This window comes from Neoroseomonas rubea (genome assembly GCF_016106015.1).
GTDB classification, from domain to species: domain Bacteria; phylum Pseudomonadota; class Alphaproteobacteria; order Acetobacterales; family Acetobacteraceae; genus Neoroseomonas; species Neoroseomonas rubea.
Map to the genome: position 1 here is coordinate 1 of NZ_JACADQ010000094.1, position 13,252 is coordinate 13,252.

14 protein-coding genes are annotated in these 13,252 nt (G+C 72.7%); 9 read left to right on the top strand and 5 right to left on the bottom strand.

The window, feature by feature from the left end; translation table 11 throughout:
• Positions 1-860: transglycosylase domain-containing protein (locus HW577_RS11390; RefSeq protein WP_269769536.1), on the top strand; the 860-nt coding region annotated here is incomplete at its 5' end.
• A gap of 3 nt (positions 861-863) precedes the next feature.
• Here HW577_RS11390 and HW577_RS11395 read toward each other — a convergent pair.
• Complete coding sequence (locus HW577_RS11395) at positions 864-1,835, bottom strand: Bug family tripartite tricarboxylate transporter substrate binding protein (protein ID WP_198376257.1); 972 nt, start codon at positions 1,833-1,835, stop codon at positions 864-866.
• 81 nt (positions 1,836-1,916) lie between these two features.
• A complete protein-coding gene (locus tag HW577_RS11400) occupies positions 1,917-3,158 on the bottom strand; it encodes a class I SAM-dependent methyltransferase (RefSeq protein WP_198376258.1) in 1,242 nt (413 codons plus the stop codon).
• A 98-nt stretch (positions 3,159-3,256) separates the two neighbouring features.
• Between HW577_RS11400 and HW577_RS11405 the strand changes: the two genes are divergently transcribed.
• Positions 3,257-3,760, top strand: a complete 504-nt coding sequence (locus tag HW577_RS11405; protein ID WP_198376259.1) for an invasion associated locus B family protein — start codon at positions 3,257-3,259, stop codon at positions 3,758-3,760.
• On the top strand, positions 3,739-4,947 hold the full coding sequence (rlmN, locus tag HW577_RS11410) for a dual-specificity RNA methyltransferase RlmN (protein WP_408639528.1): 1,209 nt from the start codon (positions 3,739-3,741) through the stop codon (positions 4,945-4,947). Before HW577_RS11405 ends, rlmN begins: the two co-directional genes overlap by 22 nt.
• On the opposite strand, the gene HW577_RS11415 is transcribed toward rlmN, so the two are convergent.
• Together HW577_RS11415 and HW577_RS11420 are read right to left on the bottom strand one after the other, a co-directional pair.
• Entirely contained in the window at positions 4,934-6,685 is a 1,752-nt protein-coding gene (locus tag HW577_RS11415; RefSeq protein ID WP_198376261.1) for a putative bifunctional diguanylate cyclase/phosphodiesterase, read from the bottom strand. The genes rlmN and HW577_RS11415 overlap by 14 nt on opposite strands.
• On the bottom strand, positions 6,682-7,119 hold the full coding sequence (locus HW577_RS11420; protein WP_198376262.1) for a response regulator: 438 nt from the start codon (positions 7,117-7,119) through the stop codon (positions 6,682-6,684). The genes HW577_RS11415 and HW577_RS11420 overlap by 4 nt, the downstream gene beginning before the upstream one ends.
• Positions 7,120-7,350: 231 nt before the next feature.
• Between HW577_RS11420 and HW577_RS11425 the strand changes: the two genes are divergently transcribed.
• The 4 genes from HW577_RS11425 (at position 7,351) to HW577_RS11440 (ending at position 11,494) form a co-directional block, all read left to right on the top strand.
• Entirely contained in the window at positions 7,351-8,049 is a 699-nt protein-coding gene (locus HW577_RS11425) for a response regulator transcription factor (RefSeq protein ID WP_198376263.1), read from the top strand.
• Positions 8,050-8,164: 115 nt separating this feature from the next.
• Positions 8,165-10,291, top strand: a complete 2,127-nt coding sequence (locus tag HW577_RS11430; protein WP_198376264.1) for an ATP-binding protein — start codon at positions 8,165-8,167, stop codon at positions 10,289-10,291.
• 142 nt (positions 10,292-10,433) lie between these two features.
• Positions 10,434-10,649, top strand: coding sequence for a hypothetical protein (locus tag HW577_RS11435; RefSeq protein WP_198376265.1), 216 nt, complete (start codon positions 10,434-10,436; stop codon positions 10,647-10,649).
• A 71-nt stretch (positions 10,650-10,720) separates the two neighbouring features.
• Positions 10,721-11,494, top strand: a complete 774-nt coding sequence (locus HW577_RS11440) for an SDR family NAD(P)-dependent oxidoreductase (protein ID WP_198376266.1) — start codon at positions 10,721-10,723, stop codon at positions 11,492-11,494.
• Here the strand turns inward: HW577_RS11440 and HW577_RS11445 are convergent.
• On the bottom strand, positions 11,488-11,895 hold the full coding sequence (locus HW577_RS11445; RefSeq protein WP_232474863.1) for an RrF2 family transcriptional regulator: 408 nt from the start codon (positions 11,893-11,895) through the stop codon (positions 11,488-11,490). The two genes, HW577_RS11440 and HW577_RS11445, sit on opposite strands and share 7 nt — an antisense overlap.
• A 110-nt stretch (positions 11,896-12,005) precedes the next feature.
• Here HW577_RS11445 and ric point away from each other — a divergent pair, with 110 nt between their 5' ends.
• Positions 12,006-12,659, top strand: a complete 654-nt coding sequence (ric, locus tag HW577_RS11450; protein WP_198376267.1) for an iron-sulfur cluster repair di-iron protein — start codon at positions 12,006-12,008, stop codon at positions 12,657-12,659.
• Positions 12,660-12,687: 28 nt separating this feature from the next.
• Positions 12,688-13,209 (top strand): NnrU family protein, encoded by a 522-nt coding sequence (locus HW577_RS11455; RefSeq protein WP_198376268.1) that lies wholly within the window; start codon positions 12,688-12,690, stop codon positions 13,207-13,209.
• The last annotated feature ends 43 nt before the right edge of the window (positions 13,210-13,252 follow it).

The following is a 13,252-nucleotide window of genomic DNA, read 5'->3' on the forward strand; positions in this document are numbered from 1 at the left end:
AGGCGCTGCTCGCCGGGCCCGGCCGCGCGGCGGGGGCGCGGCAGGGCGCGGTGGTGGCACTGGATGCGCAGACCGGCGCGGTGCGCGCCATGGCCGGCGGGCGGGACTACCGCAGCAGCCCCTTCAACCGCGCGACCCAGGCACGACGGCAGCCGGGCTCGGCCTTCAAGGCCTTCGTCTATCTTGCCGCGGTCGAGGCGGGCGCGCGGCCCGAGGAGCTGGTTGCCGACGGGCCGCTGACGCTCGGCGGCTGGTCCCCCGGCAACGGCACCTGGCGCCCGCGCGGCGAGATCACGATCGAGGACGCCTTCGCGCACTCGGTCAACACCGCGGCGGTGCGGCTGCTGCAGCGCGCCGGCGGACCGCGGCCGGTGGCGGCGGCGGCGGAGCGGCTCGGCCTGCCCGGGCCCTTCCCGCGGGAGGCCTCGCTCGCGCTGGGGACGACGGAGGTGACGCTGCTCGACCTGGTCACGGCCTATGCCGCCTTCGGCAATCGCGGGCATCGCGTCACGCCGCATGGCGTGGCGGAGGCGCGGGCGGAAGGGCGCGCTATCCCCTGGGCGGCCCCGCCGCGATCCCAGGCCGTGGCGCCAGAGGCGGCGGAGACAATGCGGCGGATGATGGCCGCGACCGTCGCGCGCGGCACCGGGCGCGCGGCGGCGGTGCCGGGCCTTGCCGTCGCGGGCAAGACCGGCACCACGCAGGACAATCGCGACGCCTGGTTCGTGGGGATTGCCGGCGGCCTCGTCATGGGCGTCTGGCTCGGCAATGACGACGCGACGCCGATGGAAGGTGTGGCCGGCGGCGGCCTGCCCGCGCGGCTGTTCCGGGAGATCCTGGAGACCGCGCGGGCGCGCTGAACCTCAATCGATCTGCGCGCCGGAGGCGCGGACCACCGGCGCCCATTTCGCCACCTCCTCCCGCATGAAGGCGTCGTAGGCGGCGGGGCCGAGCGGCCAGGGCTCGGCGCCGTAGTCGCGGATGCGCTGGGCGATGGCGGGGTCTTCCAGCGCGGCGACGATTTCCGCGCCCAGCCGCTCGCGGATCGCCTGCGGCACGCCCGATGGCGCGACGATGCCGTACCATGAGGCGACGTCGAACTCCGGCACGCCCTGTTCCTGCAGCGTGGCCAGCTCCGGCATGGTGCTCGCCCGGCGCGCGGTGGAGACGCCGAGCGCGCGCAACATCCCCGACAGCACCTGCTGGCGCGAGGCCGGCGCATTGTCGATCGCGAACAGCGCCTCCCCGTTCAGCACGGCGGCCATGGACGGTGCGGTGCCGCGATAGGGCACATGCGTCACCTCGACGCCGGTGCGCATGCCGAACAGCAGGCCCGAGAGGTGGGAGGAGGTGCCCGACCCGGCCGAGGAGAAGTTCGCCCGCGCCGGATTGGCACGGCAGAAGGCGATGAGCTCGGCCACCGTCTTCACCGGCCCGTCGCCCTTGACGATCAGCACGTTCGGCATGGCGGCGATGCGCGCCACCCCCGGCAGGTCGCGCAGCGGATCGAAGGACAGGCGCCGGTAGAGCGTCGGCCCGATGCCGTGGGAGGCGATGTGGTTGACGTAGAAAGTGTAGCCATCCGCGGCGGCGCGCGCCGTCACCTCCGCCCCTACCATGCCGCCGGCGCCGGGGCGCGGGTCGATCACCATGGGCTGGCCGAGCCGCTCGCGCAGCCGGTTCTCCATCATGCGCAGGAAGATGTCCGAGACGCCGCCGGCCGCGCCGCCGATCACGTAGCGGACGGGCTTGTCGGGCCAGCCCTGCTGGGCGCGGGCGTTGGGCGCGGCGAACACCGCGCCGGCGGCGCCGGCCAGGGCGCGTCGGGTGATCATGGACGTCTTCCTCCTCGGCCTTCAGGCCATCGGGGGAAGCCTAGGCCGGGATCGCGCCCGCGCGGAACGGGTTTCGCGTGCTCAGGGTGCGGCGAGCAGCATCCGGTTCACCCGCTCCATCTGCCGGGCGAGCGTGGCGAAGTCGCGCGCGAAGGCCTCGCGGGAGACCCCATTGGCCGCGAGTTCATCGCCGATCGCGCCCATGCTGCGCCGCCCATCCACGCGGGCGAGGATCGCCGCGGCGAGCCGCGGCAGGGGCAGCGGCACCTTGAGCCCGTCGAAGGCGATGCGCAGCACGCCGTCGGGCGGGATCTGCCCGGCGACCTTCGCGCCATCGAGTTCCCGCAGCACGGGCACGGCGGCGGGGTCCTCCCAGGGCGGGGCCTGAGGCGCCTGCCCCTTGCGGACGACATAGGCGATGTGGATGCCCATGTTGCCGCAGGCGGCCTCGGCGAGCGCCGCGCGCTGCGCCGCATCGAGGCCCGCAATGCGCTCGCGCAGCCGCGGGTCGGTGAAATAGGCCTCGGGGTCGTAGCGCAGCGGCTCCACCAGGCAGCGGATCTCGAGCCCCGCCGCGTCCAGCAGCGCGGCGAATTGCGGCACCGTGTAGGCGAGGTCGCGTGGGTTCAGTAGCAGGTCGTACAAGCCCGCATCGCCGCCCTGCACATGATCCGTGATCCAGGGATTGCGGCGCAGCCAGGCGGTATCCGGCGCCTGGCGCCAGAGCCGCTTCGCGATCTCGACGCGCTGCGCCGGCGGCAGGTCGGCCGGCGCGACCAGCCGCAGCGCATCCTGCATCATGTAGACGCCCGTCCGCCCATGCGGCGCATAGACCATCAGCCCCATGCCGCCCCCCGGCGCGAGGACCGAGACGAGCGCCTGCAGCCCCGCCAGCGGGTCCGGCAGGTGGTGCAGCACGCCGCAGCAATCGATGTAGTCGAAGGGGCCGAGGCCGCTGCCCGGCAGGTCGAGGATCGAGCCTTCCTCGAAGACCACGTTCGAAAGCCCGCGCGCCGCCACGCGCGCGCCGGCCACCTTGCGCGCGCCAGCGGAACGGTCGAGCCAGGTCACGGTGCCGGAACGTGCCTGATCCGTCATCTGCTGCGCGATCATCACGGTCGCGTCGCCCGACCCGCCCCCGGCGACGAGCGCCCTGAGCGGCGCCGCGGCGGGGCGGCCGGCACCGAAGATCCAGTGGTCCACCTCCCGCAGATGGCTCGGGCTGCCCACGACAAGGCGCTTCGCCTCGTCGCGCGGGTCCCGCTGCGGATAGGGGTAGGCCTCGTATTGGGCGGCGAGGGCTGCGTCGGCGGGGTCGCTCATGCCGGCCTGTTACGCCGGACGCGCGCGCCGGGCCAGACGGGCGGCGGTTGCCCCGCCGGGCCGGGCTTCGTATCTAAGGTCCCATGCGAGCCGTTCTCATGATTCCCGCCCTCGTCGCCCTTCTTGCCGTGCCGGCCCTGGCGCAGCAGCGACCGGCCGCGCCCGCGCAGCCCGGCCCGCGCAAGCTCGGCGACTTCCAGGACTGGACGGCGGCCGTGCATACGGAAAATGGGCAGAAGGTCTGCTACGCCTTCACCCGTGCCTCCCGCACCGATCCGCAGCGGGACGGGGTGATCCTCACGGTCACGCACCGGACCCAGGGGCGCGACCAGGTCGCGATCACGGCGGGCTACGCCTATCCGCGCAACGCGAATGTCACGGTCGCGGTCGGCAACACCAACCTCCCCTTCTACACCAGCGCCAATTCGGCCTTCGCCAACGATGGCCGCGCGGCGGTCGCCGCCTTCCGCGGCGGCGCCAATGCGGTGGCGCGCGGCCCGCGGGCGGGCGGGCGCGGCACGGCGACGGACACCTTCAGCCTTTCGGGCTTCTCCGCCGCGCATGAGGCGATCAGCCAGGAATGCCCGGCGTCGCGCCGATGAGCGAGGCCGCCGCGACCGACGGGCTGGCCGCGGCGGAGCGCGCGCGCATCCTCGCCAAGGCGGCGCTGTTCGCCCCCCCGCCGGCGACGCTCGCCGACGGGCGGCGCGACCTGGTCGGCCTGTCGCGCGAGGAGCTGATCTCCGAGATGGCGGCGATCGGGGAGAAGCCGTTCCGTGCCAAGCAGCTCTGGCACTGGATCTACCACCAGGGCGCGACCGACTTCGCGAAGATGACGACGATCGCCAAGCCGATGCAGGCGAAGCTCGCCGAGCGCTTCGTCGTCGGCCGGCCCGATGTCGCGACGCAGCAGGACAGCGCGGATTCGACGCGCAAATGGGTCTTCGCCTTCCGCGACGCGCAGCGGGTCGAGACGGTCTACATCCCCTCGGCCGAGGAGGATCGCGGCGCGGTCTGCATCTCGACCCAGGTGGGCTGCACCCTGTCCTGCCGCTTCTGCCACACGGGCACGCAGAAGCTGGTGCGCAACCTCGGCGCGGCCGAGATCGTCGGCCAGTTCATGGCGGCGCGCGATTCCTACGGCGAATGGCCTTCGCCCAAGGACGGCGCGCCGCGGCTGCTGTCCAACATCGTCGTGATGGGCATGGGGGAGCCGCTCTACAACTACGAGAACGTGGCCAAGGCGCTGCGGATCGTCATGGACCATGAGGGCATCGGCCTGTCGCGACGGCGCATCACGCTGTCCACCTCCGGCGTCGTGCCGATGATGGACCGCTGCGGGGCGGAGCTCGGCGTCGGGCTCGCTGTCTCGCTGCATGCCGTGACGAACGAGCTCCGCGACGAGATCGTGCCGCTGAACCGGAAGTACCCGATCGAGGAGCTGATCGCCGCCTGCCGCCGCTATCCCGGCGCGTCGAACGCGCGGCGCATCACCTTCGAATACGTCATGCTGCGCGGCGTGAACGACAGCGAGGCCGAGGCGCGCGAACTGGTCCGCCTGATCCGCGGCATCCCGGCCAAGGTGAACCTGATCCCGTTCAATCCCTGGCCCGGCAGCCCGTACAAGACCTCGACCAGCGAGGCGATCCAGCGCTTCGCGCAGATCGTGAACGACGCCGGCTATGCGAGCCCGATCCGCCGGCCGCGCGGGCGCGACATCCTGGCCGCCTGCGGCCAGCTCAAGACCGAGAGCGAGCGGCAGCGCCGCGCGGCGCCTATCGAGAGCTGAAGGCGGCGATCCGCGCCATCGCGCCATCGGCCGACATCGGCCGCGCGACGCCGTAGCCCTGCACGGCGTAGACGCCGGCGCCCGCGGCCAGCGCGCGCTGCGCATCGGTCTCGATACCTTCCGCGACGATGTCGAGCCCGAGGCCCTGCACCGCCTGGCCCAGGCGCGTGAAGAAGGCGGCGCCGCGCGCATCCTCGGCGCCGGCGGGCAGCAGGCTGCGGTCGAATTTCACGATGTCCGCCGGCAGGCTGCGCAGCGTGGAGAGAGACGTGTAGCCCGAGCCGAAATCGTCGAGCGCGACGCGCAGGCCGTGGGCGCGGAGCGCGGCGAGGATCCCCGGCGCGCCGGCGCCGGCCGCCACGGTTTCCGTCACCTCGATCACGAGCGATCCGGGCGGCAGGTCCGCGCCGTCGAGCGCGCTCAGCACGAGCGCCGGCACGTCGGCTTCCTGCAATTGCCGGCCCGACAGGTTCACCGACACATAGGGCGCGCGCGATGTCGCGCCCCGCCAGCAGGCGGCCTGCTGCGCGGCGGTCTCGAGCGCCCAGGCCCCGATCTCGAGGATCGCGCCGCTCTCCTCGGCCGCCGGGATGAACTCGTCCGGCCCGACCGGGCCGAGGACGGGATGCGTCCAGCGCATCAGCGCCTCGAAGCCGAGCAACGCCGACAGGTCGGGCGCCACGAGCGGCTGGTACATCAGGGAAAGGTGTCCCGCGGCGGCGGCGGCGGGCAGGTCCTGCGCCACGCGCAGACGCCGCGCGGCATCGCTGTGCATGCGCGCCGAATAGGCCACGAGCCGCCCGCTGCCCTGGCGGCCGGCCTCCGCCGTCGCGACCTGGGCACAGACATCGAGCGGCGCGGTGCCCGCGCCTTCGCGTGTCGCGAGGCCGACGGAGGCGGTCAGGGCGAGCGCCTGGTCCCCGGCGCGCATCGGTTCCACCGTCGCGGCGAGCAGCGCCCGGCCGACCGCCTCGGCATCCGCCGCGGAGGCGCCATCGAGCAGGACCGCGAAATGCGCCGCGTCATGCAGCGCGTAGAGCCTCTCGCGCCCCGCCACCGCGGCGAAGCGGTCCGCCGCGTCGGCGAGCAGCCGGTCGTGCAGCCCGCGCCAGCCCGCATCCGTCACGACATGCAGGCCATCGAGCCGGATCATGAGCAGCGCCACCGGCATCTCGCCGAGCCCGGCAATCGCATCCTGCAGCGCCTGGACGTTGGGCAGGCCGGTCAGCTGGTCGCGCCGCCGCATCCGCGCCGTCTCGGCTTCCGCCTTGATGAGCCTGGCGCGGGTGAGTTGCGCGTCCTGATGCCCCTTGCGTTCCGCCGCCGCCGACTCTGCCGCGCGGGAGACGATGGCAACGAGGTCGTCGAGCGCGAAGGGCTTGCGCAGGTAGTCGAAGGCGCCGGCGCGCAGCGCCGCCGAGGCGTCGTCGAGCGTCGACTGGCCGGTCATGATGACCACGCGACGCGCCGTCTCGGGCCGCGCACCGGCGACCAGGCGGCTCGCGAGGGAGAAGCCGTCGCCCCCCGGCATGCGGACATCGGTGACGATGACGGCGATGTCCGGCGCCTCGGCGAGCAGGCGGAGCGCTTCCGGGGCGGAGGAGGCGATCCTGGTCGGCAGGCCGGCCTCGATGAGGCCATCGGCCAGTTCCTCGGCCAGTTCCTTCTCGTCGTCGACGACAAGGACCGAGAGCGCCGCCGGGGCCTGGTCCGCCGCCGGCCGGCGCCCGCCGGTCATGCGCCCGCGGCCATGCGTGCCGCCGCGCGCGCATGCGCGGCTTCCAGCGGCTCAATCAGCTCGTTCCAGCGGAAGGGCTTGCGCACGACCGAGACGCGGTCGCCCGGCAGGGACTGCGCGATTTCCCGCGGAACGCCGTGGCCGGTCACGAGGATGACCTCAGGGCGCCGCGCCTCGTCCGTCATGGCGAGAATGTCGCGCGCGAGCGCCACGCCGTCCATGCCGGGCATCCGGATGTCGGTCACGACGACACTGAAGCGCCCCGGGGCAAGCTCGATCCGGTCGAGCGCGGCGCGGCCGCTCGTCACCACCTCGACGAGGTAACCGTCCGAGCGCAGGCCGTCGGCGATCTCGAGGGCGACCTCCTCCTCGTCATCGACGATCAGAATCGCCAGGGGAGCTGGGGCGGGTGTCCCGGCGCCGGTCTCGCTCATGCCATCTCCACAACGGGGGCGGGCTGCGGCCCGCCGGTTCTTGATGGTGCCGCCCCCGGCATCGGGACGATTAGGCAAGACGTCCGGCGGACACACCTGTCGAATTGTCGGCTTTTGTCATATTCTTTGGAGACGTCGCGAGGTTTCGAGCGTCCCCCGACCCCGAGTCGAAACTTTCCGTGAATGGTTGCTATGCTACCGGCATCTCATTGCACGGAGCGCGAGCAAGCCTTGAACGGAGCCGCAAGCGCCGGCCGGGTCATCCTGGTGGTCGAGGATGATGTCGACCTGGCGAGGGAAGTCGCCGACACGCTGTCGGATTACGGGATGCGTCCGATCGTCGCCACCACCTGGGATGCGGCGCTGGCGGAACTCGCCGCCGGCAAACCGGACCTGGTGCTGCTCGACCAGAGGCTGGGCGCGGTCGACACAGTGCCGCTGTTGCCGCGCCTCAGGGCGCTGACCGCGGCGCCTGTCCTGTTCCTCACCGGCAACCGCGCGGAAGCGGACCGGATCGTCGCGCTCGAGATCGGCGCGGACGACTTCCTGCTGAAGCCGACATCCGGGCGGGAGCTGGTGGCGCGGATCCGCGCGCATCTGCGCCGCGCCGGCGGCGGGCCGGAAGCCGCCACCCCGGCGGAATGGCGCCTCAATGTCGGCGAACGGCGCCTGACGCGCCCGGATGGCAGCGAGGTGCCGCTGACCGCGGCCGAGTTCGACCTCGTCGCGGTGCTGGCCGAGCATGCCGGCCGCGCGCTCGACCGCGACGAGCTGACCCAGCGCGTGCTTGGCCGCCCCTGGCGCCCGGACGACCGCGCGCTCGACAACCTTGTCCTGCATGTCCGCCAGAAGCTCGGTCCGGGCTGCGAACGCACGATCGCGACGGTGCGCAACCGCGGCTACGTCTTCACCGCCTTCCCCAAGGGCTGACGGGCCACGCGGCGATGCGGCGGCCCGGGCGACAAACCACGACAGGGGTCGACACGTCGCGCCGAGCGGGCCGTGATATCGCGACAGGAAACGGCATGGCGATCGGACACCTCGCATGACGAACCACCCGAACGGCCCGGCCGCGGCAGAGTCGCGCGGCGCGCCGATGCAGTGGATCCAGCGGCAGGGCGCCTTCGTCCTGCTCCTGCTCGCGCTGACCGTCCTGGCTGTGGCAGTCAGCGAGTCGCTCGTCGCCGGCGTGCGCGCGCGCAGCGACAGTGAGGCGCGTGCCCGCGCCGAGGTCGCCGCCGGCGTCGCGCAGCAGGTCGTGATCCGTCGAATCGAGGCGGCCGACGTGCTGCATCGCCTCGCCCAGGCCTGGTTCACGCTGCGCGAGCGGGGCAACATCGAAGGCGCGGCGGCGCTTGAGAACCATATCGCCGCCACCGCCAATTCCGGCAGCTTCGGCTTCGTGCAGGTGGCGCTGATCGGCGCGGATGGCTGGATGGACTGGTCCAGCATCTCCCGCCGCGACTCGCGCGTCTATCTCGGGGACCGGGAGCATTTCCGCATCCATGCGCAGGGGATGCAGGAGATGTTCGTCAGCGTTCCCGTGCTGGGGCGTGTCTCGAACCGCTGGACGATCCAGCTGACCAAGCCCATGCGGGACGAGGGCGGGCGCTTCGGCGGCGTGGTGGTCGTCTCGCTCGACCTCTACAGCCTGTCCGAGGCGCTGTCGGAACTCACGCTGACGCCGGGCGACGCCGCCCTGCTGCTGCGCGGGGAGGCGACCATCGCCGCGCACAGCGAGACGCCGCAGGCCTCGATCGGCCAGGACCTCGCCAGCACCGATCCGCTGCGGCGCCTCCTCGCAGTCCGGCCCTCCGGGTCCTTCACGCGGCGCCAGGATGCGCGCGCCGAGGCCTTCGTCGGCTGGCGGCGCCTGCCGGGGACGAACCTCGCCGTCGTCGCGACGCTCGGCGCCAATGCGGTCGAGGACGCGGTGTCGACGCTGATCACCTCGACCCGCATGGTGGCCTTCGCCGTCGTGCTCGCAGTGCTCGCGGGCGGGATCGTCCTCATTCTCGCGCGGGAACGCCGCGCCGCGCGGCAGGAGGTGGAGCGCGTCGAGGCGGAGCAGCGCCTGTCCAGCGAGACGCACCGCTTGTTCGAACGCCGCGTGGCGGCACTCCCCGCGGTGGTCTTCGGCGGTCGCGTGGACCGGGCCGGCGGCTTCGCCCTGACCCATGTCAGCGAGAGCCTCGAGCGCATCACCGGCTGGCGCCGGGACCAGCTTGGCGAGCGGCAGCCATGGTCGAACCTGGCCGAGGACATGCCGATCGAGGAGCATGCCGCCTTCAAGCGCCAGGCCGTCACCAATGGCCAGGGCACGCGGGAGTTCCGCGCGCGCCGCCCGGACGGCAGCGTGCTGATGCTGCGCGAGCATCTGCGCGTCGTGGAGACGATGCCCGACGGATCGACAGAGGTGGTCGGCTACCTGCGCGACATCACCGTCGAGCGCGACATCGAGCTGAAGGCGCAGGCGGCGGGCCGGCTCGCGACGTTGGGCGAGATGGCGGCGGGCCTCGCGCATGAGCTCAACCAGCCGCTGGCGGTCATGTCGCTCGCGGCCGACAACGCGGCGCGCGCGCTGCAGCGGCGCGGCGTGGACGCGCTGCCCGAAGTGCTGCAGCGGCTCGACCGCATCGGCGTGCAGGGACGCCGCGCGCGCGACATCGTCGACCACCTGCGAGTCTTCGGCCGGCCGCAGGAGGAAGGGGAGCCCGAGCCAGTCAGCCTCGCCGCCGCGGTCGAGGGCGCGATGGTGCTGACGCGCGCGGCGCTGCGGGAGGCATCGATAGAGGTGACGGTCGACCTGCCCGCGGACCTGCCGCCAGTGATGGGCCGCCTCATCGCCTTCGAGCAGGCGATCGTGAACCTGCTGCTGAACGCGCGCGACGCGATCCACGAGACGGGCCAGGTCCATGGCAGCATCCGCATCGTCGGACGGGCCGAGCAGAAGGGCGTCGTCCTCCGCATCATGGACAATGGCGGCGGGATCCCGGACGCGCTGATGTACCGCCTGTTCGAGCCCTTCTTCACGACCAAGCCGCCCGGCAAGGGCACCGGCCTCGGCCTGCCGATCTGCCACGCCGCAATGCGCGCCGTGGGCGGCGACATAGAGGCGGCGAACATCGACGACGGGGCCTGCTTCACCCTGCGATTCCGGGCCGCCGCCTGAATCGCGCCGCGAAGGTCGCGCGACGTCGCCGACACTTCGACAGGTTTCGCGACTGGTTGTTCAGCCCCCGGTAAGGGATTTTCCGCCCGTCGAGGCCGGCGCCGCAGCGCGCCGGCCCATGCCGCAGAACGGACGATCCATCATGCCCTACGACGCCATCGACTTCCCCGCCCAGCGCACCGCCAACGATCTTCGCCCGCTGCCGAGCGCGGCCGGTATCGTCGACTGCCTGCGCCTGATGGAGCAGGAGGCCGGGCTGCTCGGCCTCGATGTCGCGCAGCGCCTGCTCGGCGCGGTGGCCGTCGCGGTGATGGACGAGGCGCTGTCACGCCACGCCGGGCCGTCGCTCGCGGCCTGATCCTTCCCGCATCCCCACCGACCGGGCGCTGTCCTAGGATACGCCGGGACAGCGGTCGGGGAGCGTGCGGGATGCGGCTTGCGGAGAAGGTCGCGATCGTGACCGGCGGTGCCTCGGGCATCGGCCGGGCGATCGCGCGGCTGTTCGCGCGGGAAGGCGCGAAGGTCGTGATCGGCGACCTGACGGAGGCGGTGCGCGAAGGCGGCGCCCCCACCGCGCAGGTGATCGCGCAGGACGGCGGCACGGCGCGCTTCCGCATCTGCGACGTCGCCCGCAAGGCGGATGTCGATGCGCTGGTCGCCGCGGCTGTCGCCGAATTCGGCCGGCTCGACATCATGGTCAACAACGCCGCAACGCTCGGCGCCGGCACCGGGCTGCTCGAGACCACCGAGCAGGACTGGGACCATGTGATGGCAGTCAACGCCAAGGGCGTGTTCCTCGGCTGCCAGGCGGCTGTGCGGCAGTTCCTGACCCAGCCGGTGGTGGACGAGGCGCGGGGGCGCATCGTCAATATCTCCTCCCAGCACGGCATGGTCGCCGCACCGGGCAAGATCGCCTACGGCACCGGCAAGGCGGCGGTGGTCTACCTGACGCGCCAGATCGCGGTGGACCACGCCAGGGACCACATCATCTGCAACGCCGTCGCGCCGGGGCGGATCCTGACGGGCAAGCCGCTCGGCGGGCCGGGCTCCGACCCGCTCGAGTATTCCCGCATGCGCACGCCGATGCCGCGACTCGGCCGACCGGAGGACGTGGCGCGCGCGGCGCTGTTCCTCGCGAGCGCGGAGGCGACCTACGTGACCGGCCACAACCTGATGGTCGATGGCGGCTGGATGGCCTACTGAGCCGCACCGAGGCAATCGGCGAGCGTCACCGCGTCCAGCGTTGCGAGGAAGGCGTCGCGTGCCGCGCCGAGATGCCCGCGCAGCCGGCATCCCGGCGCCATGCAGCAGGCGCCGCCATCGGCGCGGAAGCATTCGACCAGCGCCTGCCCGGCTTCCAGCCGCCGCACCACCGCGCCCAGGCGGATCTCGGAAGGTGCCACCGCGAGCAGCACGCCGCCCTGCGCGCCGCGCCGCGTGCGCACCAGCCCCGCCTCGGCCAGGTCCTGGACGATCTTGTGCACGTGGTTGCGCGGCACGCCGATGCCGGCGGCGAGCGCCTCCGTGCTCTGCTGCCGGGCGGGTTCGGCACCGAGGTGGAGCAGCACGCGCAGCGCGAAATCGGTGGAGGCGAGGAGGCGCAAGATTCATCCCCAGAAATTGGCATTGACTATACCACAATTCCTCTACAAGGTAATTGGTATCCGGAATGCCAATTCAGGCGCCGGCCGCAGCGCGAAGGGAACCGCCCCGCATGTCCGCCTCCGACACCGGCTTCGCCACCCGTCCGATCGGCGAGATCGCCGCCAGCCTGCCCGGCGCGACCGCCATCTTCCGCCGCCACAAGCTGGATTTCTGCTGCGGCGGCGCCGCGCGCCTGGCCGATGCCGCCCCCGCCGAGGCGCTGCCGGACATCGAGGCCGAGCTCGCCGCCCTCGCCCCCGCCACCGATGAGGCACCGCAGGAGACGGACGCGCTGATCGACCACATCCTGACGCGCTACCATGCCGTCCACCGGCGCGAAGTGTCGGAACTCGCCCGCATGGCCCGGCGCGTGGAGGCGGTGCATCGCGACCACCCCGCCGTGCCCCGCGGCCTCGCCGCCCTGCTGGAACGCATGGCCTTCGAGATGGAGGCGCACATGACGAAGGAGGAACAGGCCCTGTTCCCGATGATGCGCGCCGGCGCGCCCACGCTCTCCGTCCCCATCGGCATCATGCGCGACGACCATGACGACCATGGCGAACGGCTGCGCGAGCTGGAGGCGCTGACCAACGGGCATGTCCCGCCGGAGGGAGCCTGCACCACCTGGCGCGCGCTGTACAACGGCACGGCAAAATTCGCGGCGGATCTGGTCGAGCACATCCACCTCGAGAACAACGTGCTGTTCCCCCGCTTCGGCGGATGAGCGCGGGGGTCCCGGCCGGGCCCGCGTGATGGGAGGCTGGGGCGAATACGCCCTGGCCTGGGCGCTGTTCCTGGCCGGCCACATGCTGCCGGCGCGCCCCGCCCTGCGCGGCCCGCTGGTCCGGCGGCTCGGGGATGCGCGCTTCGCGCTTGCCTACAGCGCCGTCTCGGTCGCCATGCTCGCCTGGCTGGTGGCCGCGGCGGGGCGCGCGCCGGCGCTGCACCTCTGGGGTTGGGCGGCCTGGCAGGCCTGGGTGCCGAACCTGGTGATGCCGGTTGCCTGCCTGCTGCTCGCGCTCGGCGCCGGCATCCCCAACCCCTTCTCGATCGGCGGCGCGCGGGCCGATCGCTACGATCCGGCGCGGCCCGGCGTGCTCGCCCTGACGCGCCATCCGGTGCTCTGGGCGGTCACGCTCTGGGCCGGGGCGCATGTGCCGCCCAATGGCGACCTCGCGCATGTGCTGATGTTCGTTGGCTTCGTGGCGTTCGGGCTGGTGGGCATGCGCGCCCTGGACCGGCGCCGCCGTCGCGCGTGCGGCGCGGCGCGATGACATCGGAAGTCCTCTCGTCTGAACTCCAGTCTCTCTTGTATCT

Excerpts from the sequence above, each read along its gene's own strand:
- ric (WP_198376267.1), top strand. The coding sequence starts at position 12,006 with ATGTCCGCCTCCGACACCGGCTTCGCCACCCGTCCGATCGGCGAGATC.
- HW577_RS11440 (WP_198376266.1), top strand. The coding sequence starts at position 10,721 with ATGCGGCTTGCGGAGAAGGTCGCGATCGTGACCGGCGGTGCCTCGGGC.
- HW577_RS11430 (WP_198376264.1), top strand. The coding sequence starts at position 8,165 with ATGACGAACCACCCGAACGGCCCGGCCGCGGCAGAGTCGCGCGGCGCG.
- HW577_RS11395 (WP_198376257.1), bottom strand. The coding sequence starts at position 1,835 with ATGATCACCCGACGCGCCCTGGCCGGCGCCGCCGGCGCGGTGTTCGCC.
- HW577_RS11435 (WP_198376265.1), top strand. The coding sequence starts at position 10,434 with ATGCCCTACGACGCCATCGACTTCCCCGCCCAGCGCACCGCCAACGAT.
- HW577_RS11415 (WP_198376261.1), bottom strand. The coding sequence starts at position 6,685 with ATGACCGGCGGGCGCCGGCCGGCGGCGGACCAGGCCCCGGCGGCGCTC.
- HW577_RS11405 (WP_198376259.1), top strand. The coding sequence starts at position 3,257 with ATGATTCCCGCCCTCGTCGCCCTTCTTGCCGTGCCGGCCCTGGCGCAG.
- HW577_RS11400 (WP_198376258.1), bottom strand. The coding sequence starts at position 3,158 with ATGAGCGACCCCGCCGACGCAGCCCTCGCCGCCCAATACGAGGCCTAC.
- rlmN (WP_408639528.1), top strand. The coding sequence starts at position 3,739 with ATGCCCGGCGTCGCGCCGATGAGCGAGGCCGCCGCGACCGACGGGCTG.
- HW577_RS11420 (WP_198376262.1), bottom strand. The coding sequence starts at position 7,119 with ATGAGCGAGACCGGCGCCGGGACACCCGCCCCAGCTCCCCTGGCGATT.
- HW577_RS11455 (WP_198376268.1), top strand. The coding sequence starts at position 12,688 with ATGGGAGGCTGGGGCGAATACGCCCTGGCCTGGGCGCTGTTCCTGGCC.